This window comes from Alphaproteobacteria bacterium, from assembly GCA_004295055.1.
Lineage (GTDB): Bacteria > Pseudomonadota > Alphaproteobacteria > SHNJ01 > SHNJ01 > SHNJ01.
Genome location: SHNJ01000006.1, coordinates 65,152 through 90,831 on the forward strand (window position 1 = coordinate 65,152; position 25,680 = coordinate 90,831).

Consider the following 25,680-nt stretch of genomic DNA (forward strand, 5'->3'; position numbering starts at 1 on the left):
TCACCCGTAAACGGCTGATTCGCCTGATGCGTGATTTCCGGTTTCGGTTCTGGGGTTCGTCACCCGATTTCGAGCATTTTCAGGGGTCAATGTCGTATAGAAGGGTGTTCTATCGTGTTCAAAGGTTATTGTTGCCCTTTTCGCGCGCGCGTAAAATCAGGGTATGTCAGCACCTCGCAAAAACATCGGTTTCTCTGGTCTATTCGACTGGACTTCATCGCGGAACGGAGCGTTCATGGCGAAACTTCTCAGGAAAGGAGAGTCGCACCGTGAGCAATAATATTATCGCCCGCATTTCAGCCCTGCCCGCCATGACAGCGCCTGATCTGAAAAAACTCTGGAAGGATTTGTACCCCACCGAACCGCCGCCTTTCAACAAAGTCTATTTCGTCAAACGGCTGGCCTACAGGATGCAGGAGCTGGCCTATGGCGCAGACACCTATGTGCTGGAAAGAAAGCTGGAAGCCCATGCCCGCCAGTGCATGGATGCCCAGGGCAAGGTTATCAAACGGGCTGTCAGGCTGTCTCCCGACAAACCTGTCGCCGGAACGCGGCTGATGCGGGAATACAACGGTGAAAACCATGAGGTGACGATACTGCATCACGGCTTTGACTATCGGGGCAGACGCTACAAAAGCCTGTCCGCCATTGCCCGCAGCATTACGGGGACACAATGGTCGGGGCCTCTGTTCTTCGGCCTGAAACGCAGGAATGGAGGCCAGCCATGACGATCAAGCAGAAAGTCCGGTGCGCCGTCTATACCCGCAAGTCGCATGAAGAAGGTCTGGAACAGGAGTTCAATTCGCTGGACGCGCAGCGCGAGGCCGGTGAAGCCTATGTCACTGCCCAGCGGCATGAAGGTTGGCTACTGGTGGCAGATCATTATGATGATGGCGGTTTCTCCGGCGGCAATCTGGAACGGCCAGCTTTGAAACGCCTTATGGCTGATATTGAGGCCGGAAAAATCAACGTCGTGGTTGTTTACAAGATTGACCGCCTGACGCGCTCGCTGCTGGATTTCTCTCACCTGATTGAGGTGTTCGAGAAGCATAAAGTCTCGTTTGTTTCCGTCACGCAGCAGTTTAATACGACCACGTCCATGGGACGGCTGATCCTGAACGTGCTGCTGTCTTTCGCGCAGTTTGAGCGTGAGGTCACCGGAGAACGCATCCGCGATAAACTTGCTGCTTCCAAACGCAAAGGGCTGTGGATGGGCGGTGTGCCGCCGCTGGGCTACGACATCAAAGACCGCAAACTGGTGATCAATGAAACGGAAGCTCTGATTGTACGGCAGATATTCAGCCGCTTCGAACAGCTGCAGTCCGTGACCTCTGTGGCGCAGGAAATGCGTGACAAGGGATGTCGCAGTAAAACCCACACAAGCCGCAAGGGAAAAACACGCACCGGCAGACTGATGGATAAAGGCTTTGTCTACAGAGTGATCACCAATCCGATTTATATCGGCCAGATCGTTCATAAAGATCAGTCTTATCCAGGCCAGCACCTGCCCCTCATCGACCAGGGTCTCTGGCAGCGGGTGCAGGATACGCTGAAAGCCAGCCCCCGCGCGCGTGGCAACTATCACCGCCGTGAAATCGGCGCAGCCCTGCGTGGCGTCCTCAAATGTGCAGGCTGCAGCTCCGGCATGACGCCAACCAGTACGAGACGGCGTGGACGGCTCTATCGTTATTACACGCCGAATGCCCACATGAAGAAATCCTGCGCTTCCTGCCCTGTTGGCAGCGTCAGTGCCGGAGAAATAGAGGAAATTGTCCTGACGCAGCTGCAGGGAATCCTGAAATCACCGGAGATGGTTGCCGAAGCGTGGCGACAGGCTAAAGCATCAGACCCTTACGTTACAGAGCAGGACATTCACAAGTCGCTTGGCAATATCACGGAGGTCTGGGAGCATCTGTTCCCTGCCGAGCAGGAAAGGCTGATCCGGAATCTGGTGCAGGAAGTGATCCTCAAACCAGATGGCGTGGAAATCGCCATACACAGGTGTGCAGTCGGTCAGCTGGCGCAGGAATCAAGCGAAAAACTCCCGCAGAAGGAGGCTGTCTGATGGAAATAACACCGGACGCCATCCGTATTCATGTGCCTGTAGCTTTCAAACGCCGTGGCGGGCGCAAGCTGATCATGCTGCCGGAAGGCAGCCCTGCCGCAGCCGCCTCTGCCCGACAGGACGCGACGCTCATCAACGGCATCGCCAAAGCATGGCGTTGGCAGGAACTTTATGAGAGGGGAAAATTCGCTTCTCTTGAGGCTTTTACCGAAAAGTATAAGATCAACAAATCATATGCCGCACGGGTCATGCGACTCAATCTTCTGGCTCCCGACATCCGCATGGCGATCATGGATGGAGAACAGCCGAAAGACCTGCAGCTGGCCGACCTGCTGCATCCTTTCCCGGCGGACTGGCGGGAGCAGAGAAAAATATTTGGATTTATAAAGGAGAATAAAAATGGCATTGCCGAAACGTGAATATTATTATCTGCAGGAAGTTGTTCAGAAGCTGGAAATCACAGAATTTGATCTGCAATATTATTTGTCGCATGGACAGATGCTGGGATGTACCTGGATAAACAAAAGTATGTTCATTCATGAGCAGAAAGGCGTCTCATCAAAAGATGGTCAGAAAGCGCATTCGGCGCCTTACGAGGGATACGTGACTCTATCCCCCAATGACTGTCGTGAGATTTTTACCACAGGCTTTGTTCATGCCCGCGAATTCTTTGACTATCCGGAAGTGCGTCTCATCGTGCCGGAAGAACAGCCCGCAATCCTGATACGGCGCGGAGGTTTGATGGTCAGCATGTGGGATTTTGAATTTTTTGTGGAGCAATACCTTTCCGGTAAAGAAAAAAAGCCGAATCGTGGAGGTCGTCCAAGTGTGATGAAGAAAGTCCTTGAAGAGCATGAACGGCGCATTCAAAGGAATGAAGCTTACAAGCACAACACGCGTGAAGCACTGACGTTGCGCCAGTGGGCCGAGTTGCACTTCAAGAATCGGGAAGATGTCCCCTCACAAAATACCATTCGCAACGCGCTCATCACTTATAAGCCAAACTCTCATATAAAGCAGCAGAGCGAAGACTTGCATACTGCCGTGTAATCCGTCCCAGACTGCCTGAAACATATTTGAGTTTCAGGCAGTTTAATGCGCCTGTTTCGGGCAGCGCATAGTGTGAATGATGGTCTCCAGAGCAACAAGGGCATGGAGGCCACAGCACATGACGGAAATAAAGCATTTTAACCAGGTAGAACTTTCGCGCAGGCTTGGCGTGTCCTGCCGCACGCTGGAGCGCTGGCGGTGGACGGGTGTCGGGCCGAAATTCATCAAGGTCGGCGGTCGCGTCAAATACCGCCTTTCGGATATTGAAGCCTACGAGCTGTCCAGGCTCTGCCAGTCAACAGCTGATCAGCATTACTTTGAACGGCTGAATGCGGTGAAGCCATGAGCAGGCAGTGGCAGGGGATGAATAAAGAGCAGATCACGCGGGCAATCGGTCTTGTCGAAGACACCGAGCATGTTGTCGCGGTGTTCAAGGCGCTGCGAGACTTCAATGTACGGGTTCTGATCATGCCGCCGGGGAACGATCCGATTGATTTCCGTGGCAGTACAAACCAGCGTCCGTTTATTGCCATGGTTGCTGATGACGGGGACAAGGCGCTGGGGCCGGAAGGATTTCACCCGCCCTCTCTCACCGAGCTTGTTAAAATGACGGATCATGCGGCGGTCATCTCGACAGCGCCCGTCACAGACCTTTACCAGATGATGAGCCTGATGCCCAGCTATCTGCGGACGGGATCGCTGATCATCGAAACGCGCCCCTCCCACGATCTGGCCTGGGTGCGGTTTCTACAGAATATCAAGCCGGACATGCCGGTTGTCCTGAGCGTGCCTCAGCCTGAGAAAAAGGTGAATGCATGACGGAATTGAATATAGGCCATGTTCGCCAGCAGGATATCTCCATCATCGCCGCTTCTCTGAATGCGCGCATCGATGCCCTTGCAAAACATCTGCTGGGCGAACCGAACAAAAGCCTCAGTACGGCGATGCAGCTTCGTTACGGCAGCAAAGGCAGCCTGGCGGTTGATATTTCCGGCAACAAAGCCGGTGTCTGGTATGACCATGAACAAGGCGTCGGCGGCGATGCGCTGGAGCTGGTGTGCAATCGGCTGAACCTGGAAAAGAACGCGGCCTGCAACTGGGCACAGCAATGGCTGGGCATGGCACCGCAAACGCAACATAGAGCCGAGCCTGAAAAAAAGTCGACGCCAGAAGACAGAGCCGCTAAAGTTGCCGACATTGTCGGGGATTGCGGCCCCGTCGAAGGCACACCTGCTGAGCGATACCTGAAACGGCGTGGTATTACGGTTGCGCCGCCAGCCTCTGTTCAGTTCCGGCCTTACGCTTCCGGAAGCTATGGCGCTCTGGTGGCGCTGGCAACGGATGCCTCCGGAAACGTGCTGGCCATACAGCAGATTTACCTGACTGATGCTGGAGAAAAGGCACCATTGGCAGTCGTCAAGCGCACGAACAAGGCTGTGGAGAAATGGGCAGAAAAGTCCGCTGTGCGCCTGCCAGGCAAGCAGCCTGTCATCCTGACCGAAGGCGTCGAGACCGCCCTTTCGGTCTGGCAATCCACAGGTCAGGAGACATGGGCATGCCTCGGCATCAGCAATATCGGCAACGCGCCGGTGCCGGAAAAATCCTCCGTTACCATTGCCCGTGACGGCGATCTCCCCGGCAGCAGGGCGGACGGCCAGATCGGGCGCGCCATTGCCCGGCTGCAAAAACGCGGATGTACCGTATCGGTTGCAGCGCCGCCGCAAGGCACAGATTTTAACGATCTTCTCCGTACCGGCGGAGAGGAGACCGTTCGCGTCCTGATCAGTGAGGGTAAACCCTGTGTCCATCCGGGGTTTTCTGATCGGGCGCGGACGGTTTTTATTGGCTCCGACGTGGAAATTTCCGTCCGTATGCGCGAAGACCTGATCGAGAAATACGGACAGATCGTCCATGCCGAGGGGCAGTTCTGGCGCTACGCGGCGACACGCTGGGAAGCCATACAGGAACATGAGCTGCGTGTGGCCGCACATATATATGACGGGGCCGGTTATAAAACGCCCAGGGGTGAGCCCACTTGCGTCAAACTTGGCAAAAGCCGCGTGGATTCCATTCTGCACGAGCTGGCCGCTCTACTGACACAGGAAAAATTCTTTGCAGACGCGCCCGTTGGAATCAACTGTAGCAGCGGGTTTATCCGGTTTTCTGCGGATGGCAACGCCAGCATCGAGCCGCACAGCCGCGAGCACCGCTGCCGCCATACGCTCCCCGGAAAATGGACGCCGGACGAACAGCCGCGACAATCCGCCAGCCATCTTCTCCATTGCCTCCTGCATGGGGTGTTTCAGGGCGACGATGACGCCTTTGAAAAAACACATGTGCTGGCTGAAGTCTGCGGATCAGCGGCACTGGGTTATGCCACCCGACTGCTCCAGCCACGCGCCGTGATCCTCAAGGGCGCCAGCGCTGAAAACGGCAAAAGCCAGGTGCTTGATCTTGCGCGCGGATTATTGCCCGCCAGCGCCATCAGCTCCGTTCCAGCCGGACGCATGGGAGATGAACGCCATGTCATCGGCCTTGCGGGAAAACTGCTCAATGCCAGCGATGAGCTGTCATCTTCCGTCGCCATCGCTTCGGACACCTTCAAATCCATCGTGACGGGCGAGCCGGTCGATGGCCGTGACGTTTACAAGAGCCGGGTCGAATTTCGTCCGACAGCGCAACATCTCTTCGCCACCAATGCTCTACCGCCGTTTCAGGGCGGAATGGACCGCGGCGTGCAGCGCCGATTGCTGGTTATCTCATTTAACAGGTTTATCCCCATGGAAGAAAGAGTTGAAGCTATCGGGCGTCGCATCGCCTCGGAAGAGGCCGACCTGCTGCTCGCCTGGGCGGTGGAGGGAGCATCCCGTCTCATCCGGCAGCGAAATTTCACGATCCCACCCTCCAGCAAGGATGCACTGAGGGAATGGATACTGGGCGCCGATCCGGTACTGGCATGGCTGGACGCCTGTGTTGAGGTGAAGCCCCATGCCTGCGGCTATCCCCGCCTCGCCGCACGCGAGGCGCACGAACAGTTCCATACCTGGGCCGTAGCCGAGGGATACAGCCGCGACAAGCTCCCCGCTATCAACGGTTTTGTCCAGCGCATTCTTGCCAATGCGGCGGGCATGGAATCCAAACGCCTTAATACAGGGCGCGTTTTTCTGGGCATGACACTGAAACACGCCGTCTCCACCTCAACCTACGCATCCACACGATACGGGAGTGACGCATGAGTGACACAAAAGTGACAGGTTTTCGGGCACAAGCCTTTGAAAGTGTTGAGATGACGCACCAGACTCTTAACTATCGCGATATAGGGGAAAAACGAGACACATATATATCGTGTTCTTACCCCCTATATAAAAAGGATGATGCCGGGGTGCGTCATCTCAACACTATCAGACAGTTAGACAGGTTTTCACACCATTCTGACGTCACTGGCGCGTCACGCGACGTCCTCTCTATGAGGTGGATGAAGCAGAGGGAAAAGAAATCCCGCCGCGCGTCAGGCCAGATATCACGAAAGAATATCTCCCACAGCCACAGGAGAAACACGCGCTGACAGGTCGCGCCCCATCTGTCAGGCCGCTGCCGCCTTCCGGCAGCATCACGAAAGGAAATAAATTATGAAACCGGAAACCCAGAAGCAATATGCTGCCACGCTCAAAATCTTCAAAGCCGCCGACGCATACATATCACAACACAGAAAAGTCGATGAAGCCTTCGCGGCGCTTGAAGTGGAACGCCAAGCCATGGAGAAAGGCCACAAGGAATTTCTGGCAACGGCGGGACATATCGAAGCCCGCCGCCTGCTCGGAGAAACGACAGAGGCCGACAGCCAGCAGGTGAGCGCTGGGCTGTTGCAGGTGCGCGATCAGCAAGACCGTCTCGCCGCCGCCCGATCCGCTCTGGAGGAGAGAAAGAAAACGCTCTCCGCGCAAATCGAGGCTCAGGCCGAAGCCGCCAACGGGTCTCTCTCCGATCTCAGCAGCGCCATTGCCAAAGAGATGGACGAGGAGCTGAGGAGGATCGTCGAGAACCTAAACAGCTTTGCCGCGAGATGCTACGCGATCTATTCCGGCACGCATTACGACTCCTGGCGCAACCGTGATATGTTCAGCCTCCGTATCAACTCTCTGGAGTCGGGGGGAAATATCTTTGAAGACCCCACCCATGGCAAGCGGCTTGAGGAAGGTGCAGAGCCTGTCCCTCAATGGACGCTAGATCCCTCTGCCATGAAGATATACGAGCAACTGCGCGATCTCGGCCAGACAAACCGTACCCTGCAACGCATGGAGAGAGAAATGCTGGATGCGAATGTCGGCACCTGACGGCGTTTGACGGGTCCTTCCTGCGATAAAACGCATGCGGGCGGGCAAGGCGCCCGGGTTTTTTAGCGACAGGCGAAAAAAACGGGTTACAGGTTACAGTTACAGGTTACAACTGGCGGGAATACCGCCAGAAAGGCTCACTATGTCCTACAAGAAAAAATCCATCGATCAGGTCGCCCGCAATTATTTCGGAATCTACGATCTGAACAGCGCCAAAACGCAGACGGTCAAAATCTCCGGCAAGCTGCTGCACTCCGCCCTGAAAGCGGTTTACGAGTCAGGGATGTACGATAAACCCGACATGCGGGCGGTCGCCCTGGAGATTGCCATGGCGCCGACAAAGCGACCTCGATAAATATGACTATCTACACACTTGCTAAAGCATTGAATCTCATTCGACGAAGGTGCGCGATGCTATAAAACTTGACATTCTGCATAGAGCAATTACCTTAAGAGCATGAGATTCTTGTTTTCATTCCTGATCGTCCTGTCCCTGCTCATCGCTCCCGCGATGGCGCAGGCGGCAGATTCGTGCTTTAGCGCGAACTGCTCTGTGTCGGTCGATGTCAGCAAGAACAAAGAGACCGCCAGCAAATCCCAGCCCGACAGCAAGAAGACCGTCAAGGCTGACCACTGCTGTGCTTGCGGCGGCTGCCATACCATTTTCTCCGCTTTCCTGTCTGGCGCGAATGGTGTTGAACATTCACAGCAGCAGCCCATGATGGCAGCGGCTTCTCTTGCTGGCCTTGGCCCGCAAAGCCCCCTGGAACCCCCCCGAACCATCTAAATCCTGAATCCTGTCCGGTTTGAACGGATGCGCTTGGTATGTGCCAGCGCGTTCCTCATGCCCGCAGTCCCATCAATTCAGTCATTTAGTGGTTTATCATGCGTTCTAAAACTCTTCTCCTATGTGCTGGTCTTATCGCCGCGACCTTAAACACGGCTCATGCTCAAGAAGCTGCCCCTGCCGCCGACACCAAGCTCTCGCTGGAAGCGGCCATACGTCAAACCCTGACCTATTCGCCAAAACTCAAGGCGGGATTGGAAGGCATCGGGGTCAGCCGTGGCGAAAGGCAGCAAAGCGGCCTCATCCCCAACCCCGAATTCTCGGCGGAAGCTGAAAACTTCGCAGGCACAAAGTCTGCAAAGGGCTTTGACGCAGCCGAAGTCACCCTGGGCGTGGCGCAGCCCATCGAAATGGGCGGCAAACGCTCTGCCCGCATCAAGGCGGCGGACATGCAGATGAGCATTGCCGACCTTGAACTCCGCGCCACCGCGCTCGACCTTGTGCGCGACACCACGGTTGCCTGGGCGGAAGCCGTGGCCGCGCATGAAGAGGTGGAAGTCGCGCAAAATCAGCAGGAACTAGCCGAAGATGTCCTGCAAAGCGTGGCGCGCCGCGTCGCTGCTGCGGCGGAGCCTGCCATCCAGCAAAGCAAGTCCGAGGTCGCCTTGGCCAGCAGCAAGATCGCGCTGCAAAAGGCCGAGCGCAACCTTGAGGCCGCGATGAAAAACCTTGCCCGCATGTGGGGGCAGGATGCGGTGGATTATCAGATCGACGAGGACAGCTTCTTCACGACACAGGATGTTCAGGGCAAGCCCTCTCTCGAAAACAACCCCGATGTGAAACTACTGCAGGCGGGCATCGGCCTTGCGGGCGCAAACCTTGACGTTGAAAAAGCCAACGCCGTGCCGGATGTGACGGTCGGCGCTGGCATCAGGGATTCACGCGGAGACGACAGCCAGGCCTTTGTGGCGAGCCTCTCCATCCCGTTCCCTGTGTTCAACCGCAATCAGGGCAACATCATGAAGGCGGGCCATGAAGTGGCGAAAGCGGAACACCAGAAAACCGCTGCCGTGCAGGAAATTGAGCTGGAGCTGGTACGGGTGCAGAACGCACTGCAAACTTCACGGCTGGAAATCGAAAGCCTTGAGAAAAGCATCGTTCCCGCCGCCGAAAAATCCTTCGCTCTTGCGAAGAAAGGTTATACGGCGGGCAAGTTCCCCTATCTGGAGGTGCTGGACGCGCAGCGCACGCTGGCCGATGTCCACATGCAGCATGTCAGCGCCTTAAAAGACTACCACATCGCGCAGGCGCAATTCGACCGCCTGACCGGAAAGAATGTCGACCTTCTCAATGCCTATGGAGATAAAAATGCTCAATAAGAAAAAACTCGTCCTCTTTGCCTTCGTGTCCATGCTGGCGCTTAGTGCCGCAGCAGTGCCGGTCTATGCCTCCGGCGATCACAAGGAAGAAGCTGCCACCGCCAGCAAGGGTGAAGAACACGCCGAAGAAGGCGGTGAACACGGCCACGGCGCGGAAGGCGGCGAAGACCATGATGAAGAAGGCAAGGCTGCCATCGACCCGCAGGCCGCCGCAGACATGAAGATCGTAGCGGCGGATGCCGGGGCTGCGGTCATCCAAAGCTCCATCCCTGTGACGGGCAAGATTTCCCTCAACCGCAACGCCATGGCGGAAGTCAAAGGCCGCTTTGCGGGCGTGGTGAAATCCGTGACCAAGACTCAAGGCGAAACCGTGAAGGAAGGCGAAACGCTGGCAACAGTCGAGGCTAACGACAGCTTGCAAGTCTATGCCATCAAGTCACCGATCAGCGGCATCGTGCTGGCCAGAAACACCAATATCGGCCACATCGCCGGAGATGAGCCGATGTTCGTCATCGCCAACCTCTCCAGCCTCTGGGGTGAATTCCACATCTTCCCCAAGGATATGATGTCGGTAAGCAGCGGCCAGAAAATCCGTATCAAGGCGGTCGGCGGCGACATGATCAGCGACACCGAGATTGCCTCGCTGCTGCCGCTGACGGAAAGCGCCAGCCAGACTGTCATCGCGCGCGCGGAAGTCAGCAACGCGGACGGCAAGTGGCGTCCTGGCATGTCCGTCCACGGCGATATCTTCACGGCGGAAAAGAGTGTGCCTGTGGCCGTCAAGCTCTCGGCCATTCAGCGCATTGAAGGCAAGCCTGTTGTCTTTGTTGAAAAGGACGGGAACTACGAGACCCGCAACGTCACGCTCGGCCTGCAGGACAGCACTTGGGCAGAAGTGACCGAGGGCGTACAGGCAGGCGAGAAATACGTTTCCGAAGGCAGCTTCGTCGTCAAAGCGCAGATCGGCAAAGCCGGCGCGGAACACGCACATTAAAGGTAAAGGACGCATATCATGTTTGAACGCATTATCGGCTTTTCCCTGCACCACCGCTTTTTGATCGCGCTCTTGACGCTGACGATTGCCTTGGTCGGGGTTTTCTCCCTGAAAAACCTCCCCATCGACGCCGTACCGGATATCACGAACAAACAGGTACAGATCAACACCGTCGCACCAGCTTTCTCCCCCATGGAAGTCGAGAAACAGGTCACGTTCCCCATTGAAACGGCGCTGTCGGGCATTCCTGGCCTTGAAAGCACCCGCTCGATCTCCCGCAACGGCTTCTCGCAGATCACGGCGATCTTCAAAGACGACGTGGACATTTACTTTGCGCGGCAACAGGTCGGTGAGCGTATTTCCGAGGCGAAAGAAAGCCTTCCCCAAGGTGTGGAGCCTGGCATGGGCGCGATCACGACCGGCCTTGGCGAGATTTATATGTGGACGGTGGAATACGAACACCCTGGCGGCGAAGGCGCGGAAGTCAAGAACGGCCAGCCTGGCTGGCAGAGCGATGGCAGCTATCTCACCCCCGAAGGCCAGAAGCTGAAGGAGGACTTCGAGCTGGCGTCCTACCTTCGCACCGTGCAGGACTGGATCATCCGGCCGCAGTTGAAGTCCGTGGCGGGTGTCGCGGGCATCGACGCCATCGGCGGCTACGTCAAGCAGTACCATGTGCGCCCGTATCCGGAGAAACTGGTCGCTTTCGGCCTTAACTTCTCGGAAATCATCGAGGCGATTGAAAAGAACAACGCCAGCATTGGCGCGGGCTATATCGAGAACAACGGCGAGTCCTATGTCGTGCGCTCCGATGGCCGTATCGAGGCGGCTGACGAGATCGGCAATATTGTCGTTGCCCACCGCAAAGGCACACCGATTTATCTGCGCGATGTGGCCGACATTGGTCTTGGCAAAGAGCTGCGGACGGGTTCTGCCAGCGAAAACGGCCACGAGGTTGTGGTCGGTACTGCGCTTATGCTGATTGGCGAAAACAGCCGCACCGTTTCGGCGGCAGTCGACAAAAAGCTGACCGAGATCAACAAGTCTCTGCCTGTTGGCCTCAAGGCTAAAACCGTCCTGAACCGCACCAAGCTCGTGGATGCGACGATCAGCACGGTTCAAAAGAACCTGTCGGAAGGCGCTTTGCTGGTTATTGCCGTTCTATTCCTGACGCTTGGCAATATCCGCGCCGCCATCATTACGGCACTCGTCATCCCTGTTTCCATGCTGATGACCGCCATCGGCATGGTCAAGGGTGGGATCAGCGGCAACCTTATGTCGCTGGGCGCGCTCGACTTCGGTCTGATCGTGGATGGCTCCATCATCATCACGGAAAACTGCCTGAAACGTCTGGCCGAGAAGCAACATGAGACAGGGAAAACCCTGACGCTGTCGGAACGACTGCACGAAGTCATGGCAGCCAGCCGCGAAATGATCCGCCCGACCGTCTTTGGTCAGGCGATCATCATCATGGTTTACGTTCCGATGCTCACCTTCACAGGCGTCGAAGGCAAGATGTTCGAGCCGATGGCAATCACCGTCATCCTCGCGCTGGCCGCGGCCCTTGTGCTGTCCCTGACCTTTGTTCCCGCGATGATCGCTATCTTCGTCAAAGGCAAGGTCGAGGAGAAAGAAGGCCGCCTGATCGGCGGCGGCAAGCGCGCCTATGAGCCGATGCTGAAACGCGCCATCAACAACCCGCTCAAGGTGGCGGCGGTGTCTTTCGCCGCTTTCGCCTTTTCGTGTGTGGTGTTCATGTCGTTGGGACGGGAATTCATCCCGACGCTGGACGAGAAGGATATCGCCATGCATGCCATGCGTATCCCCAGCACTTCCCTGAGCCAGTCTCAAGCCCTGCAGTTCGAGGTAGAAAGAACGGTCAGCAAGTTCCCCGAAGTCGCTTTTGTGTTTGCAAAGACGGGTACGGCGGAAATGGCGTCCGACCCCATGCCGCCCAACGTCTCGGACACCTTCATCATCCTGAAGGACAAAAAAGAATGGCCGGACAAGTCGCTGGAGAAGGCCGAGCTGATCAAACGCATCGAGGAAGCCGTGAACAAGGTTCCTGGCAACAACTACGAATTCACGCAGCCGATCCAGATGCGCTTTAACGAGCTGATCTCCGGCGTCCGCAGCGATGTGGCCGTGAAGATTTACGGCGATGACTTCGGTGCCATGGAAAAATCGGCCAACGAGATCGCCGCCGCGATGAAGTCCATCCAAGGCGCTGCGGACGTAAAGGTCGAGCAGACCTCCGGCCTTCCCATGCTGGAAATCAAGCTGGATAAGCCCGCCATTGCCCGTTACGGCCTCAATGTCAGCGATATTCTGGAGGTGATCTCCATCGCTGTCGGCGGGCGCGAGGCTGGCATGGTGTTCCAGGGCGACCGCCGCTTTGACATCATCGTGCGCTTGCCCGAACAGTTGCGGGAGGATAAGGAGACCTTGCAAAACCTCCCCATTCTCCTGCCCGCAGAGGACGACAACGGCCACGATAGCGGCCCCACTTATGTCCCTCTGCGTGAGCTGGCCAATATTGAGCTGGTTGACGGCCCTAACCAGATCAGCCGCGAGAACGGCAAACGCCGCGTGGTCATTCAGGCCAACGTGCGCGGGCGCGATATCGGCAGCTTCGTGACCGACGCGCAGGCCGCCATCGCCGCCAAGGTCAAGGTTCCGGCCGGATACTGGCTGGAATGGGGCGGGCAGTTCGAGAACATGAAGGCCGCATCCGAAAGGTTGGCTGTTGTGGTTCCCGCCTGCTTCCTCGCCATCTTCCTATTGCTGTTTATTGCGCTCGGATCGGTGAAACACGCCATCCTGGTCTTTAGCGGCATCCCCTTGGCCTTGATCGGCGGTATCCTGACGCTCTGGCTCTTCCATCTGCCATTCTCGATCTCGGCAGCGGTGGGCTTTATTGCGCTCTCCGGTATCTCCGTCCTCAACGGCCTGGTCATGGTCACTAGCATGAACCAGCATGTGCAGGCGGGTAAGAAAGTGGCTGAGGCCGCCGTGCGCGGCGCGGTGGACAAATTCCGCCCGATGATGATGGCGGCGATTGTTCCGTCCCTCGGCTACGTCCCCATGGCGATCTCCACAGGCGCAGGCGCGGAAGTGCAACGGCCTCTGGCTCTCGTCGTCATCGGCGGTCTGATCGTTTCCACCATGCTGACACTGTTCGTCTTGCCCGCGCTGTACAAAAAGTACACGACCGAGACCGACAATGTTGAAGAAGCTTTATAAGGAGGTATGAAATGAAACGGTCTATATTGCTCACTGGCGCTCTTGTCCTGTTAACGGCATGCGTGTCGGTACCACCGAAAACCTTGGATCAGAAGCTGGCCGAAGCCCAATCGCCCGCTGACAGGAAGGAAGTCTTGAGGCTGGCGTGCTTGAACGAAGCGGAGGTCGTTAATGGTAAGGCTTACCCCTTTAAAGCCCCCACGAGAGGCCGCTCCGTGAAGCACACGCCGCAGGAAGTATACAAAACGAAAGCCCTGTGCAGAAAGATGGACAACCTTAGCGGCGATCAAGGCGACGATACACCGCAAATCAGAGCGGCTCTGTCCAGCGAATGCTCCTCCATGCTAAAGACCTATGCTGAAAAATACCCCAAAGACACCAGGCATGTGTCAGCCATGACAAAAATATGCCGTGAAATGATCAAGTGAAAGGAAAATGAATATGCGTAAAATCATCTACCCTGCCTTAGCTGCCGTTATGTTTGTATCCGTGAGCGCCCATGCAGCCAACGAAACAATCAAAATCTCTGATGTCTGGGCATGGCCGACTGTCCGCAGCGCAAAGGTTGGCGGCGTCTATTTGACGATCACCAACAACGGCTCTGAAGCAGACCGTCTGATGTCCGTCACGACCGACGAAGCCGAAAAAGTCCAGCTCCGCACGCTCTCACAAGGCAGCGTCCCGCAACTGCGGGATTTTGAAAGCGGCCTGGAAATCCCCGCAGGCCAAACCGTAACGCTTGCCCCCGACAACACACACCTTGCTTTAAAGGGCTTAAAAGAGCCTCTGCAAAAAGGCGGTGAGGTTCATTTAACGATGCAGTTCAAAAAGGCTGGAACCATTGATGTCACCGCCAATGTCATGGCCAGAGGCTACACAGGGAAGGCTGCTCAATGAGGATAAAATCAATGCACTTTTGATTTGCATTTTGCGTGGTCTGCCAGAGTTTCAATGATACGGCATTCAGAGATCGTGCCGTGTTTACAGGAGGTGACGATATGACTTAATTCTTTCTCAAGCTTCTTCAGCTTCTTGATGCGCTCTTTCACGCTTTCTAAATACCTCTGTGCGATGCCATCGACAATGGCGCAATCTTGACTTGGTTGCTCAGAGAGATTGATCAATTCGCGGATGTCATCAATATCAAAGCCCATATCCCGTGCATGACGGATAAAGTGCAGGCGCTGCAAACAGGCTGTATTATAGCGCCTCTGGTTGCCAGAGGTTCGTGCGGGAGCTTCAAGCAAACCAATTTTTTCGTAGAATCGAATTGTTTCGACCTTACAGCCGGTCTGACTGGAAAGCTCGCCAATTGTTATTTCTTTCAATGACTTAGTCATTGCCACTTACCTCTTGAATCTATAGTCACTACAGGTTGTAACATAGTATATAAAGCCATAAAAAGCAAAGGAAACCGCTATGTCCGCGTCAGAACAGAAAAAAGAAACCATTTTTGTCATTCAAAAAATGGATTGCCCCACAGAAGAAAAATTGATCCGCAACCGTCTCCAGAACATGGCAGGCGTTGATGATTTGCGGTTTAACCTGATGGAGCGTGAGTTGACAGTGCGCTATAGCCTTGAGAGTGATGAGACAATTGAAGCCGCGCTACAAGATCTAGATATGGCACCCGCGCGGAAAGACAGCGGCGATCAAAAATCAGACGCCCATGCAGCAATACCGAATGCCACGAAAATTGTTGTCGGTTTGTCAGGCGTCGCAGCTCTTACTGCCGAAATTTCTGGATGGGTGACAGGTAATGAACAGAGTCCTGCCGTTATCGCTCTCGCGGTGATCGCCATTCTAACAGGCGGGTACGGAACGGCAAAGAAAGGCTGGACGGCTCTTCGTACTTTCACACTGAATATCTATTTTTTAATGACGATAGCGGTAATCGGTGCTGTTCTCATTGGCGAGTGGCCGGAAGCCGCCATGGTCACGTTCCTGTTTGCCTTTGCGGAATTGATTGAAAGCTATTCACTAGACCGCGCCCGTAATGCCATACGGAGCTTGATGCAAATGACTCCAGATACGGCAACCGTAAAGCAGCCGGATGGCAGCTGGCAATCAATTTCTGTGGACGATGTTAAGGTGGAAGCACTGGTGCGAGTAAAGCCAGGAGAGCGTATTCCCCTTGATGGAATCATCACTTCCGGTCAGTCCAGTATCAACCAGGCACCCATTACAGGCGAAAGCATGCCAGTAGAAAAGAAGGTCGGAGATACTGTTTTTGCTGGTTCAATCAATGAGCGAGGCTCTTTCGAGTTCCGTGTGACCTCCAATAAAGGCAACACCACGCTGGCGCGGATCATTCGCTCAGTCCAGGCGGCCCAAGGCGATCGTGCGCCCACACAACGTTTCGTCGATAGATTTGCGGCTTACTACACGCCCGCCGTGGTCGTACTGGCAATTTTGATTGCCGCCGTGCCGCCGCTCTTCTTTGGGGCAGTATTCAAGGTATGGTTTTATAAAGCACTTGTTATGCTGGTCATTGCTTGCCCTTGTGCCCTGGTTATTTCCACGCCTGTCACTGTTGTGAGCGGCCTTGCTGTTGCCGCGCGCAATGGAATACTCATCAAGGGCGGCGTTTATCTGGAAGAAGGCCGTAAACTAAAAGCTTTGGCGCTCGATAAGACCGGAACACTCACCCATGGTAAGCCGGTGGTGACGGATATTTCACCTCTTGATGGGGAGGCCGCTGACAAATATCTGCGAATAGCCGGAAGCCTCGAAAGCCACTCAGAGCATCCGGTGGCCAGAGCCGTAACAGCGCATGTGGTCAAAGAAAAAGGCCAGAATACCCTGCAGGAAGTGACAGATTTTGAATCCATCACTGGACGCGGTATTAAGGGTAAAATTGACGGTACCCTTTATTATATTGGCAACCACCGCCTTGTCGAAGAACTCGGTATTTGCAACCCCAATGTTGAGGCCGTTCTTGAAAAATTAGAAAAAGAAGGCAAGACAACGGTCATATTGGCAACAGAGCAAAAGCCGCTCTGCATCCTAGCCGTTGCGGACACCATCCGTGACACTAGTGTTGCGGCGATTCAAGATTTGGAAGAGCAAGGCATTCGCTGTGTCATCCTGACCGGGGACAATCAAGTCACGGCCAATGCTATCGCCGCAAGCACAGGCATTAAAGATGTGCGCGGCAATATGCTGCCGGAAGATAAGTTAAAAGCAATTGAAGAACTCCAGCAACGCTACGGCGTGATCGGTATGGTTGGTGACGGCATAAACGATGCGCCTGCCCTTGCCAAAGCCTCCATAGGCTTTGCCATGGGCGCTGCAGGCACCGACACGGCACTGGAAACAGCAGACGTCGCCCTCATGCAAGATGATCTGCATCGTTTGCCGCTATTCATAGCATTGAGCCAAAAGACCGGCGCCATCCTGAAACAGCACATAACTCTCGCCATTACCATTAAGGCGGTGTTCTTGGTGATGAACTTTGCCAACGTGGCAACCCTGTGGATGGCTGTTTTTGCCGATATGGGCGCAAGTTTGATTGTGGTGTTCAACGGCCTGCGTCTTTTGAAATTTAAGAAGGCGGCTTGTTCTCACGATCACGATGGTCACAACCACGGCCATGATCATCGCCATTAGAAGGCTACTCATTTCGGAAAACAAATAAATTCGCTATTAGAGAATTTTTTGGATTGACGCTCACGAGCGAATCGCTCAATGTATTTCTGACGGCTGAAAAGTTGATCGACCCATCCTATGAGCTACTACAGCTCGCGGGTGCCGAAAGGCACTTACCAAATGAGGCGGCATACAGCGTCATGTGATAACACGATGTCATCATATGTCAGCGTCTCGTATCGGGAAAAATGGTGTCGGGTAGACTCCGATGTCACGCTATCCAGTTTTTGGGTCAGTTACGTTTTGAATGAGCAGGCGAAACGTAAACCTAAACTGGAAAGGAGGTGAATGCCCCATGGGCAAACGCTCTGTAAAGCCGTCTGACAAAGGAGCTGGCAACCACGGGACGAAGCGGCTGAAGGCCTTGCTGCGTAATCCCCTGGTACTGAAGTTGGTGATGAAGGTGGTCGTCCGAGTTCTGGATCACATCTTCAGCCTGATGAACGGTAGCTAACCCGACACCATATTTTTCTTAGAAAATTATGATTGGCAGAGCCTTAAAAATTATTCGCAAGTTTAACCATGTAAAGCAAAAGGAATTTGCCGCCAGTACAGGTTTGTCTCCTTCCTATGTATCGGAGATAGAAAACGAGATTAAAGAACCCACAATAGAGGTCATTCAAAAATACAGTGAACGCTTCGATATCCCGATGTCTTCAATTCTTTTCTTTTCGGAGCAACTGAAGAACAAAAAATTCTCCGAGAAAGTACGCCTGAAGTCAGCGGATAAAATATTAAAAATGTTGGAATGGATAGATGACGCCGAAGACGAAAAAACCGATTAAACAATATACGAGGGAACAGTCTCCCTTGTTCAATATCCAGTCAAAAAGAAAATTGGCTGCAATACTAAAGGTAGATTTTGATACATGTAAAAGACTTATTTCAGGCGGCGACACATACTATAATGTATGGCCCAACAAAAAAGGGCGCTTGATCGAGGAGCCTGTAAAAGACATGCGGATCACGCATGATACAATTGCTAAATATTTGAAAAAGATTCAGGTACCAGATTTTTTATTCTGCCCCGTAAAAGGCAGATCGGCTTTGGACAATGCAAGAAGCCATATCGGGAATGATGAATTGATTAAGCTGGATATAGGAAAATATTTTCCCTCCACGAAATTTGAACGCATCTTTGATTTCTTTCATTCTGGCATGAAATGCTCACGCGATGTTTCATGGAGCCTAGCAAAAATATGCTCATACCAAGAACACCTGCCGACGGGGAGCCCTCTGAGCCCCTATATTTCTTACTTCGCCCATGAAAGAATGTGGCAGAAAATAAAAGAAATGTGCGGACAGGATAATTATATAATGACCGTATATGTAGACGATTTATCGATCTCAGGGAAAAAACTCAAGGGCGAAACAATCTGGCGCATAAAAAATGAGATCAAAAAATATGGCCTGAACTATCACAAAGAAAAGAAATACAGCAAAAATCATCCGAAGCTCGTTACCGGTGCCGTCATACAAGACGGGAACATCAAGTTAAGAAATAAACATCACCAGGAGATCAGGAAGTTAAAGAAGGAAATTAAAAGCACCAAGAACCTGGTAGAAAAACAAAAATTAGAAAACTCTCTTAAAGGGCTCTCCAGTTATAGAAATCAGGTGGAGGCCTAACCAGTGATCCCCGCACAAACCGCCAGTGTTGACGCTAGACTTTGCTCTCTGGAGAAGGTTTAATGCCCGGTATTGTTCACACCGCCATTTCTATTACTCGAAAATGCCCAAAGTTATTTTACCCCCTCATAAATCCCCATGTGATGCGGGGTTCAGGGGCGTTTTGTGTGTACCGCGCTCAGCGGGTAGACTTGCCGTTATTTTCGCGCTGATGCTCTGAACGGGCCGATATACTCTTTTTGGTGTGTACTTGATAAACTCGGTCGGTACACAGCCACAGGCTGATTTGACTCACATTTTTCATCGTACATTTTTAACCGCCATGAGCGGTGCCGTTTTTGAGCATGGCAAGCGGCGTTTGCGTGAATAAAAGGGTTTCTTCGTAATTAACGGCGATTGTTGCTCTCTCCGCCGGACCGTAGCATGGACGCTATGGATCGACATCCGCCCATAGAGCCGAAAACCCTTATAAATCTGCTCTTTTCGCGCTTATCAACTGGACTTCGCGCGGTACCGAAGCATTCATGTCGAACCTTAAGAAAGAGAGGCATTCGACATGAGCAATAAAATGACAGCAAGGATTGCGGCCCTGCCGGACATGACGGCTGCGGAACTGAAGGCGCTGTGGCAAAGCCTTTACGCCAAAGAGCCGCCACCCTTTAACAAGACGTATTTCGTCAAACGGTTGGCCTATCGGATTCAGGAGCTGGAATACGGCGTAGACAGCCGCCCACTGGAACGCCAGCTCGAAGCCCATGCCCGCCAGCAGATCGACATGCAGGGCAAGCCCAAGCGTAAAGGCAAGCGCCAGACCCGTGATGCTCCCATCTCCGGCACACGGCTGATGCGCGAATATCAGGGCGAAGAGCATGTGGTGACGGTGCTGCCGCATGGCTTTGATTATCGCGGCCAGCGGTTCAAAAGCCTGTCCCGCATTGCCCGCACCATCACGGGCAAGCAATGGTCGGGGCCTGTGTTCTTTGGCCTGCGCAGTAACGGAGGTTTAAAATGAATAGTCCTACAAAACCAAAAATCCGTTGCGCGGTTTATACCCGCAAATCCCACGAGGAAGGGCTGGAACAAGAATTCAATTCTCTTGATGCGCAGCGCGAGGCGGCGGAAGCCTACATCACGGCGCAGCGTCATGAAGGCTGGATGCTCTATCCCGACCGCTTTGATGATGGCGGGTTCACGGGCGGGAATATTGAACGCCCCGCTCTCAAGCGTCTGATGGCGGATATTGAGGCAGGCAAGATCGACGTGGTTGTGGTTTACAAAATTGACCGACTGACGCGATCACTCGCAGATTTTTCAAAACTGATTGAGGTTTTTGAAAAACACTATGTCAGTTTCGTGTCGGTGACGCAGCAGTTCAACACCACGACTTCGATGGGACGGCTGGTGCTGAACGTCCTTTTGTCTTTCGCGCAGTTTGAACGTGAAGTCACGGGCGAACGCATCCGCGACAAACTGGCGGCGTCAAAACGTAAGGGCATGTGGATGGGTGGCGTGCCGCCCATGGGATATAATGTCGATAATCGCAAGCTCGTCATTGATCCGCCCCAGGCCGAAATCATCCGCTTTATCTTCGCGCGGTTTCTGGCCACGCGCTCCGTGACCACCGTCGCGCTTGAAACCCGCGAACACGATTACCGCACCAAGACCCATACGAGCCGTCGGGGTAATACCCGCGAAGGGCATCTGCTGAATAAGGGCATTATTTATCGCATCATCAGCAACCCTGTTTATACCGGGATCATCACGCACAAAGGCGCATGGCACCAGGGCCAGCACGAGCCGCTCATCAGCCGTGAGGTATGGGATAAGACACAGGCTATCTTGAAAGAAAATCCGCATGTGCGCGGCGGCGAGTTACGCCGAAAAAAGATGTCTGCCCCCTTACGCAATCTCCTGCGCTGCGGCGGCGGATGTGCATCCGGCATGACGATGACGGCCACGACCCGCAACGGGCGCGAATACCGCTATTATGTGCCGACGAATTATTTCAAGAAAGCCTGCCTTGATTGCCCCGTCCGCAGCCTTGGCGCGGGTGAGCTGGAGGAAGCGGTCATCCGGCAGCTTCAGGGTATTTTTACCGCGCCGGAAGTGATCAGCGAAACCTGGAAACAGGCGCAAACGCAGCAGCCGGACATTACCCTGCCGGAGGTGCGCGCGCAGCTCGGCAACATTCTTGAGGTCTGGCAGGAGCTGTTTCCGGCGGAGCAGACGCGCCTGATCCGCCAGATTGTGCGTGAAATCGTTGTCAGCGAAGACGGCATGAAGATTTATCTGCACAGCCGAGATTTAAGCGCACTGGTTCAATCTGCCTCGATCAAAACGCTGGAGGCCGCTGAATGAACGACGATCTCTGCATCCATGTGCCTCTTTCCATCAAGCGCCGTGGCGGACGCAGGCTGATCATCCTGCCTGAAGATGCCGCGAATGCGTCGCATATGCCGCAGCATCATTTTGACGACACGCTGATGAACGGCATCGCCAAAGCCTGGCGCTGGCAGGCGCTTTATGAGCGCGGAAAATACCCATCGCTCGATGCGTTCGCCGAAAAGCATAACCTCAATAAATCCTATGCCGCGCGCATCATGCGCTTGAACCTGCTGGCACCTGATATCCGGCTTGCCATTTTGACCGGAAAGCAGCCAAAGGGCCTGAAACTGGCCGACCTTATGAACCCCTTCCCACCGCTGTGGGAGGAGCAGCGTAAAATATTTGGCTTAACGCCCGACAGTGCTGCCACTGCCTCAGTATGTAAGCATTCGTGAGTAACAGAAGGAAGGTGACGGATGCCACTGCCAAAACGGGAGTATTATTTTCTTGACGAGATCATGACCCGGCTGCCGCTGACGGCGCGGGATGTGCAATATTACATCTGCCATGGACATCTGCTGGCCTCGGTCTGGGTACCGCTGACGGAATTTTCCGGTCAACCGCCGTACCGGGGCTATGTCCATCTTGATCCTGATACGGGATTTGACCTATTTTGCCATGGCAAAGCCGAAGCGCGGAGTTTTTATCATTTCTATCCGTTCACGAAGCTGCTCATCCTGGATGACAGGCCTGGAATTGTCCTGACCGAATCCAGCCTCCTTGTTCATGCCAGCGATTTTGATGCGTTTGTCGCGATCTACGATGTTCCGCTGCCTGATATTAAACGTGCCGCCGGACGCCCCAGCATCATGCCTGCGATCGTCGAGGAATACCGGAAACGGCGCGGTGCGAATAAAGACCATAAAACCCTGTCCGCCGAAAGCGAATTTCTACATGCATGGGCGGCAGAGCATTTTTCTGCCAAATCTGTTCCGCAGCCGACCAGCATTCGCAACGCGCTGATCCAGGAAAAGACAGGCGCATAAAATAAAAACATTTCATGCAATTTAATGCGCCTGTTTCGTGCAGCGCATCGAAAGCATGATGGTCTTCAGAGCAATTCAGGCATGGAGGCCATAACACATGACGGAAATCAGACATATGAATCAGGTCGAACTCTCGCGCAGGCTTGGTGTGTCCTGCCGGACGCTGGAGCGGTGGCGATGGATCGGCGTCGGCCCGCAATTCATCAAGGTGGGCGGGCGCGTCAAATACCGCCTTGCCGATGTGGAATCCTTCGAGCAAAGCCGCTTGTGCCAGTCCACGGCTGATCGTCATTATTTCGATGAGCCAAAAAATACGGTGCGGTCATGATGATCGACCGCGCGACAAAAGAGCAGATCGCGGCGATTCTCGCCATGCCGCAGACGCCGCCTTATCTGAAGCCAGTCTTCGAGGTCGTGCGCGACTATGGCGTTGGCTATCTGACTCTGCTGCAAAATGGCGATGGCCTGGAGCCAGATAGGTTGAAAAGCCAGAACCCCATGATTACGGTTGTGGGCGACGATACGAACGCCGCCCTTGGACCTGATGCATTCGATGCCGCGACCTTAAAGATCCTCACACTACGCGCTTCCTGCGTCGCCATTATTTCAAGCGAGCCAGTGCCGAACATCTACACGCTGTTCAGCCTGATGACGGGACTGCTGCGTGCCAATACGCTGATCATCGAAACGCGCCCCGAACAGGAACATGCCTGGGTCGATTATATACGCACGCTTGCGCCGCACACGCCCGTCATCCTCAGCACGTCACTCCCTGAAGCATGGGAGACGTAAATAAGCATGACGGATCGCATTTCTCTCCCCGATGTTGCCGCCGCCCTGAATGAGCGTATGGAAGATCTTGCTTTGCATCTGCTGGGTGAGCCAAACCATATCTTAAGCACGCGCGAACAATTGCGTTACGGCAACAAGGGCAGCGTGGCCGTCGATATCGCAGGCGATAAAACTGGCAAATGGTACGACCATGAAAGCGGTATTGGCGGCGACGGGCTGGAACTGATCTGTCATACCATGAATCTGCGCAATGGCGCGGCCTGCGACTGGGCCAGAAACTGGCTTGGGTTATCCGAAAACAATCCTATCAAAATCGCTACGCCTTCATCAAAGCAACAACAGGACGATAAGGCAGAAAAAGTCGCCGATATTCTCAAAGGCTGCGGCCCTATCGAAGGCACCCCCGCCGAGCGTTATCTGAAACGGCGCGGCATCAGGGTAGAGCCGCCACCCTCCATTCAATTCCGACCCTACGCCTATGCCGGATATGGCGCGTTGGTCGCGCAGGCCACGGATGAGAACGGCCATGTTCTGGCTATCCAGCAGATTTATCTGACCGATGCCGGTGAAAAAGCCCCTGTTCCGGTTGTTAAGCGCACGAACAAAGCCATCGAAAAATGGGCAGACAAATCCGCCGTCCGCTTTCCCGGCGCGCAGCCGCTGATCCTGGCCGAGGGCGTTGAAACTGCTCTCTCACTCTGGCAAGCAACGGGTCAGGAAACATGGGCTTGTCTTGGGATTGCCAATATCGGATTAGCCCCGGTGCCTGAGAGAGCCTCTGTCATCGTCGCCCGCGACGGCGATTTGCCGGGCAGCAAGGCGGATGGACAGATTGGTCGGGCGATTGCAAAACTGCGGACGCGCGGCTTTTCCGTTGCCGTCGCCACGCCGCCAGAAGGCAAAGATTTTAACGATCTTCTCCAGTCGGGTGGAGAGGAAGCGGTGCGCGCCCCGGTCATACAGGCCGATCCTGGTCATTCCGTCAACCAGGAACGGGCGCGCACCGTCTTTATCGGTTCTGATGTCGAGATCGCGGGCCGCGTCCGTGAAGATTTGATCGAACGGCATGGAAAAATCATCCATGCCGAGGGGCATTTTTGGCGATATGCGACAACACACTGGGAAGCCATTCCCGACCATGAGCTGCGTTTGGCTACTCATATATATGACGGCGCACATTATAATACACCCAAGGGCGATCCGACCCGTGTGAAGCTCGGCAAGGGTCGCGTGGATTCAATCCTCAACGAACTGGCGGCGTTGCTGACGGAAGAAAGTTTCTTTGCCGATGCGCCTGTTGGCATCAACTGCAGAAACGGCTTTATCACATTCCTGCCCGATGGTGCGGCACATATCATGCCGCATGAGCGCGAGCATCGCTGCCGCCATACCCTGCCGGGTCGATGGCAGGCGGATAAGAAAGTTTCCAGCCACCTTCTGGAACGTCTGCTGCATGGCGTATTTCACGGCGATGATGATGCCGATCAGAAAACCAGCCTGCTGGCCGAGGTATGCGGCTCTGCTGCTTTAGGCTATGCCACGCGCCTGATACAGCCACGCGCGATCATATTGAAGGGTGAGCGTGCCGAGAATGGTAAAAGCCAGATTCTTGATCTGGCGCGCGGGCTGTTGCCAGTCTCGGCCATCTCGTCCGTCACTGCCGCGCGCATGGGTGATGAGCGCCATGTCATCGGCCTTGCCGGAAAACTGCTCAACGCCAGTGACGAACTGTCATCATCATCCGCCATCGCCTCAGAAACTTTCAAGGCGATTATCACGGGCGAACCCGTGGACGGGCGTGATGTTTACAAATCGCGCGTAGAGTTCCGGCCCGTGGCGCAGCATATCTTCGCTACCAACACCCTGCCGCCGTTTCAGGGCGGGATGGATCGGGGGGTGCAGCGCCGCCTGCTGGTTATTACCTTCAACCGCGTGATCCCGATTGAGGAACGTGTCGAGGCAATCGGGCGGCGCATTGCCTCCGAAGAAGCCGATCATCTCCTGGCCTGGGCGGTCCAAGGCGCATCACGCTTGATCCGTCAGCGCAACTTCACCATCCCGTCCAGCAGCAAGATCGCTTTGACCGATTGGATACTGGGAGCCGATCCGGTGCTAGCGTGGCTAGATGAATGCGTCGAGATAAAACTTTCTATTGCCAATACACCCATCACCACCCGCTCGGCCTATGAACAGTTTCATGGCTGGGCGGTAGCCGAAGGTTTCAACCGCGACAAGCTGCCTGCCATCAACGGATTTGTGCAGCGTGTGCTGGCGAATGCGCAGGGCGTGGAATCCAAACGCACAAAAACGGGTCGTGTTTTTCTTGGGCTTTCACTCAAGCACGCTGCGCCCGCCTCAACCTACGCACAATCACGATATGGGAGGTGA

At 54.5% G+C, this 25,680-nt stretch carries 26 protein-coding genes; 25 read left to right on the forward strand and 1 reads right to left on the reverse strand.

Going from position 1 to position 25,680, the window contains the following annotated elements; all coding sequences use genetic code 11:
• Window positions 1-89 precede the first annotated feature (89 nt).
• From EYC62_00770 to EYC62_00840, 15 genes are all read left to right on the forward strand, one after another.
• Window positions 90-728, forward strand: coding sequence for a DUF2924 domain-containing protein (locus tag EYC62_00770; protein ID TAH37844.1), 639 nt, complete (start codon window positions 90-92; stop codon window positions 726-728).
• Window positions 725-2,065, forward strand: a complete 1,341-nt coding sequence (locus EYC62_00775) for a recombinase family protein (GenBank protein TAH37795.1) — start codon at window positions 725-727, stop codon at window positions 2,063-2,065. Before EYC62_00770 ends, EYC62_00775 begins: the two co-directional genes overlap by 4 nt.
• Complete coding sequence (locus EYC62_00780) at window positions 2,065-2,484, forward strand: hypothetical protein (protein ID TAH37796.1); 420 nt, start codon at window positions 2,065-2,067, stop codon at window positions 2,482-2,484. The genes EYC62_00775 and EYC62_00780 overlap by 1 nt, the downstream gene beginning before the upstream one ends.
• A complete protein-coding gene (locus tag EYC62_00785) occupies window positions 2,465-3,115 on the forward strand; it encodes a hypothetical protein (protein TAH37797.1) in 651 nt (216 codons plus the stop codon). The genes EYC62_00780 and EYC62_00785 overlap by 20 nt, the downstream gene beginning before the upstream one ends.
• 118 nt (window positions 3,116-3,233) lie before the next feature.
• Window positions 3,234-3,461 (forward strand): DNA-binding protein, encoded by a 228-nt coding sequence (locus EYC62_00790; GenBank protein TAH37798.1) that lies wholly within the window; start codon window positions 3,234-3,236, stop codon window positions 3,459-3,461.
• Window positions 3,458-3,934, forward strand: a complete 477-nt coding sequence (locus tag EYC62_00795; GenBank protein TAH37799.1) for a hypothetical protein — start codon at window positions 3,458-3,460, stop codon at window positions 3,932-3,934. Before EYC62_00790 ends, EYC62_00795 begins: the two co-directional genes overlap by 4 nt.
• The gene (locus EYC62_00800) at window positions 3,931-6,351 is read left to right on the forward strand and encodes a hypothetical protein (protein TAH37800.1); all 2,421 of its coding nucleotides are present in this window, start codon (window positions 3,931-3,933) and stop codon (window positions 6,349-6,351) included. Before EYC62_00795 ends, EYC62_00800 begins: the two co-directional genes overlap by 4 nt.
• A gap of 393 nt (window positions 6,352-6,744) precedes the next feature.
• Complete coding sequence (locus EYC62_00805; GenBank protein ID TAH37801.1) at window positions 6,745-7,449, forward strand: hypothetical protein; 705 nt, start codon at window positions 6,745-6,747, stop codon at window positions 7,447-7,449.
• A 142-nt stretch (window positions 7,450-7,591) separates the two neighbouring features.
• Window positions 7,592-7,804, forward strand: coding sequence for a hypothetical protein (locus EYC62_00810; protein TAH37802.1), 213 nt, complete (start codon window positions 7,592-7,594; stop codon window positions 7,802-7,804).
• 102 nt (window positions 7,805-7,906) lie between these two features.
• Complete coding sequence (locus EYC62_00815; GenBank protein ID TAH37803.1) at window positions 7,907-8,236, forward strand: hypothetical protein; 330 nt, start codon at window positions 7,907-7,909, stop codon at window positions 8,234-8,236.
• A 98-nt stretch (window positions 8,237-8,334) separates the two neighbouring features.
• Window positions 8,335-9,615 (forward strand): TolC family protein, encoded by a 1,281-nt coding sequence (locus tag EYC62_00820; protein ID TAH37804.1) that lies wholly within the window; start codon window positions 8,335-8,337, stop codon window positions 9,613-9,615.
• The gene (locus EYC62_00825) at window positions 9,572-10,609 is read left to right on the forward strand and encodes an HlyD family efflux transporter periplasmic adaptor subunit (GenBank protein ID TAH37805.1); all 1,038 of its coding nucleotides are present in this window, start codon (window positions 9,572-9,574) and stop codon (window positions 10,607-10,609) included. Before EYC62_00820 ends, EYC62_00825 begins: the two co-directional genes overlap by 44 nt.
• A gap of 18 nt (window positions 10,610-10,627) precedes the next feature.
• Window positions 10,628-13,852 carry a CusA/CzcA family heavy metal efflux RND transporter gene (locus tag EYC62_00830; protein TAH37806.1) on the forward strand — a complete coding sequence of 1,075 codons (3,225 nt, stop codon included), beginning with the start codon at window positions 10,628-10,630 and terminating at the stop codon, window positions 13,850-13,852.
• 11 nt (window positions 13,853-13,863) lie between these two features.
• Window positions 13,864-14,280: a hypothetical protein gene (locus EYC62_00835; GenBank protein ID TAH37807.1), complete on the forward strand. Its 417-nt coding sequence runs from the start codon at window positions 13,864-13,866 to the stop codon at window positions 14,278-14,280.
• 7 nt (window positions 14,281-14,287) lie between these two features.
• Entirely contained in the window at window positions 14,288-14,749 is a 462-nt protein-coding gene (locus EYC62_00840) for a copper chaperone PCu(A)C (GenBank protein ID TAH37808.1), read from the forward strand.
• An 8-nt stretch (window positions 14,750-14,757) separates the two neighbouring features.
• Here EYC62_00840 and EYC62_00845 read toward each other — a convergent pair whose 3' ends face one another.
• Window positions 14,758-15,192 carry a MerR family transcriptional regulator gene (locus EYC62_00845; protein ID TAH37809.1) on the reverse strand — a complete coding sequence of 145 codons (435 nt, stop codon included), beginning with the start codon at window positions 15,190-15,192 and terminating at the stop codon, window positions 14,758-14,760.
• Window positions 15,193-15,271: 79 nt separating this feature from the next.
• Between EYC62_00845 and cadA the strand changes: the two genes are divergently transcribed.
• The 10 genes from cadA (at window position 15,272) to EYC62_00895 (ending at window position 25,680) form a co-directional block, all read left to right on the forward strand.
• Window positions 15,272-17,461, forward strand: a complete 2,190-nt coding sequence (gene cadA / locus EYC62_00850) for a cadmium-translocating P-type ATPase (GenBank protein TAH37810.1) — start codon at window positions 15,272-15,274, stop codon at window positions 17,459-17,461.
• Window positions 17,462-17,982: 521 nt separating this feature from the next.
• Window positions 17,983-18,285: an XRE family transcriptional regulator gene (locus EYC62_00855; GenBank protein ID TAH37811.1), complete on the forward strand. Its 303-nt coding sequence runs from the start codon at window positions 17,983-17,985 to the stop codon at window positions 18,283-18,285.
• Window positions 18,257-19,129, forward strand: a complete 873-nt coding sequence (locus EYC62_00860; GenBank protein TAH37812.1) for an RNA-directed DNA polymerase — start codon at window positions 18,257-18,259, stop codon at window positions 19,127-19,129. The genes EYC62_00855 and EYC62_00860 overlap by 29 nt, the downstream gene beginning before the upstream one ends.
• A 556-nt stretch (window positions 19,130-19,685) precedes the next feature.
• Window positions 19,686-20,141: a DUF2924 domain-containing protein gene (locus EYC62_00865; GenBank protein ID TAH37813.1), complete on the forward strand. Its 456-nt coding sequence runs from the start codon at window positions 19,686-19,688 to the stop codon at window positions 20,139-20,141.
• On the forward strand, window positions 20,138-21,487 hold the full coding sequence (locus EYC62_00870; GenBank protein ID TAH37814.1) for a recombinase family protein: 1,350 nt from the start codon (window positions 20,138-20,140) through the stop codon (window positions 21,485-21,487). Before EYC62_00865 ends, EYC62_00870 begins: the two co-directional genes overlap by 4 nt.
• The gene (locus tag EYC62_00875) at window positions 21,484-21,909 is read left to right on the forward strand and encodes a hypothetical protein (protein TAH37815.1); all 426 of its coding nucleotides are present in this window, start codon (window positions 21,484-21,486) and stop codon (window positions 21,907-21,909) included. Before EYC62_00870 ends, EYC62_00875 begins: the two co-directional genes overlap by 4 nt.
• Window positions 21,910-21,930: 21 nt before the next feature.
• Window positions 21,931-22,500, forward strand: a complete 570-nt coding sequence (locus tag EYC62_00880) for a hypothetical protein (protein ID TAH37816.1) — start codon at window positions 21,931-21,933, stop codon at window positions 22,498-22,500.
• 97 nt (window positions 22,501-22,597) lie between these two features.
• Window positions 22,598-22,828, forward strand: a complete 231-nt coding sequence (locus EYC62_00885; protein TAH37817.1) for a DNA-binding protein — start codon at window positions 22,598-22,600, stop codon at window positions 22,826-22,828.
• The gene (locus EYC62_00890; GenBank protein ID TAH37818.1) at window positions 22,825-23,292 is read left to right on the forward strand and encodes a hypothetical protein; all 468 of its coding nucleotides are present in this window, start codon (window positions 22,825-22,827) and stop codon (window positions 23,290-23,292) included. The genes EYC62_00885 and EYC62_00890 overlap by 4 nt, the downstream gene beginning before the upstream one ends.
• Window positions 23,293-23,298: 6 nt before the next feature.
• Window positions 23,299-25,680, forward strand: a complete 2,382-nt coding sequence (locus EYC62_00895; protein ID TAH37819.1) for a hypothetical protein — start codon at window positions 23,299-23,301, stop codon at window positions 25,678-25,680.

What these genes read in the sequence shown, in the direction of transcription:
- EYC62_00870 (TAH37814.1), top strand. Translation starts at nt 20,138, where the DNA reads ATGAATAGTCCTACAAAACCAAAAATCCGTTGCGCGGTTTATACCCGC.
- EYC62_00770 (TAH37844.1), top strand. Translation starts at nt 90, where the DNA reads ATGTCGTATAGAAGGGTGTTCTATCGTGTTCAAAGGTTATTGTTGCCC.
- EYC62_00805 (TAH37801.1), top strand. Translation starts at nt 6,745, where the DNA reads ATGAAACCGGAAACCCAGAAGCAATATGCTGCCACGCTCAAAATCTTC.
- EYC62_00845 (TAH37809.1), bottom strand. Translation starts at nt 15,192, where the DNA reads ATGACTAAGTCATTGAAAGAAATAACAATTGGCGAGCTTTCCAGTCAG.
- EYC62_00875 (TAH37815.1), top strand. Translation starts at nt 21,484, where the DNA reads ATGAACGACGATCTCTGCATCCATGTGCCTCTTTCCATCAAGCGCCGT.
- EYC62_00890 (TAH37818.1), top strand. Translation starts at nt 22,825, where the DNA reads ATGATGATCGACCGCGCGACAAAAGAGCAGATCGCGGCGATTCTCGCC.
- EYC62_00885 (TAH37817.1), top strand. Translation starts at nt 22,598, where the DNA reads ATGACGGAAATCAGACATATGAATCAGGTCGAACTCTCGCGCAGGCTT.
- EYC62_00780 (TAH37796.1), top strand. Translation starts at nt 2,065, where the DNA reads ATGGAAATAACACCGGACGCCATCCGTATTCATGTGCCTGTAGCTTTC.
- EYC62_00795 (TAH37799.1), top strand. Translation starts at nt 3,458, where the DNA reads ATGAGCAGGCAGTGGCAGGGGATGAATAAAGAGCAGATCACGCGGGCA.
- EYC62_00835 (TAH37807.1), top strand. Translation starts at nt 13,864, where the DNA reads ATGAAACGGTCTATATTGCTCACTGGCGCTCTTGTCCTGTTAACGGCA.
- EYC62_00825 (TAH37805.1), top strand. Translation starts at nt 9,572, where the DNA reads ATGTCGACCTTCTCAATGCCTATGGAGATAAAAATGCTCAATAAGAAA.
- EYC62_00785 (TAH37797.1), top strand. Translation starts at nt 2,465, where the DNA reads ATGGCATTGCCGAAACGTGAATATTATTATCTGCAGGAAGTTGTTCAG.
- EYC62_00820 (TAH37804.1), top strand. Translation starts at nt 8,335, where the DNA reads ATGCGTTCTAAAACTCTTCTCCTATGTGCTGGTCTTATCGCCGCGACC.
- EYC62_00800 (TAH37800.1), top strand. Translation starts at nt 3,931, where the DNA reads ATGACGGAATTGAATATAGGCCATGTTCGCCAGCAGGATATCTCCATC.
- EYC62_00830 (TAH37806.1), top strand. Translation starts at nt 10,628, where the DNA reads ATGTTTGAACGCATTATCGGCTTTTCCCTGCACCACCGCTTTTTGATC.
- cadA (TAH37810.1), top strand. Translation starts at nt 15,272, where the DNA reads ATGTCCGCGTCAGAACAGAAAAAAGAAACCATTTTTGTCATTCAAAAA.
- EYC62_00790 (TAH37798.1), top strand. Translation starts at nt 3,234, where the DNA reads ATGACGGAAATAAAGCATTTTAACCAGGTAGAACTTTCGCGCAGGCTT.
- EYC62_00855 (TAH37811.1), top strand. Translation starts at nt 17,983, where the DNA reads ATGATTGGCAGAGCCTTAAAAATTATTCGCAAGTTTAACCATGTAAAG.
- EYC62_00880 (TAH37816.1), top strand. Translation starts at nt 21,931, where the DNA reads ATGCCACTGCCAAAACGGGAGTATTATTTTCTTGACGAGATCATGACC.
- EYC62_00775 (TAH37795.1), top strand. Translation starts at nt 725, where the DNA reads ATGACGATCAAGCAGAAAGTCCGGTGCGCCGTCTATACCCGCAAGTCG.
- EYC62_00895 (TAH37819.1), top strand. Translation starts at nt 23,299, where the DNA reads ATGACGGATCGCATTTCTCTCCCCGATGTTGCCGCCGCCCTGAATGAG.
- EYC62_00865 (TAH37813.1), top strand. Translation starts at nt 19,686, where the DNA reads ATGAGCAATAAAATGACAGCAAGGATTGCGGCCCTGCCGGACATGACG.
- EYC62_00840 (TAH37808.1), top strand. Translation starts at nt 14,288, where the DNA reads ATGAATATGCGTAAAATCATCTACCCTGCCTTAGCTGCCGTTATGTTT.
- EYC62_00815 (TAH37803.1), top strand. Translation starts at nt 7,907, where the DNA reads ATGAGATTCTTGTTTTCATTCCTGATCGTCCTGTCCCTGCTCATCGCT.
- EYC62_00810 (TAH37802.1), top strand. Translation starts at nt 7,592, where the DNA reads ATGTCCTACAAGAAAAAATCCATCGATCAGGTCGCCCGCAATTATTTC.
- EYC62_00860 (TAH37812.1), top strand. Translation starts at nt 18,257, where the DNA reads ATGACGCCGAAGACGAAAAAACCGATTAAACAATATACGAGGGAACAG.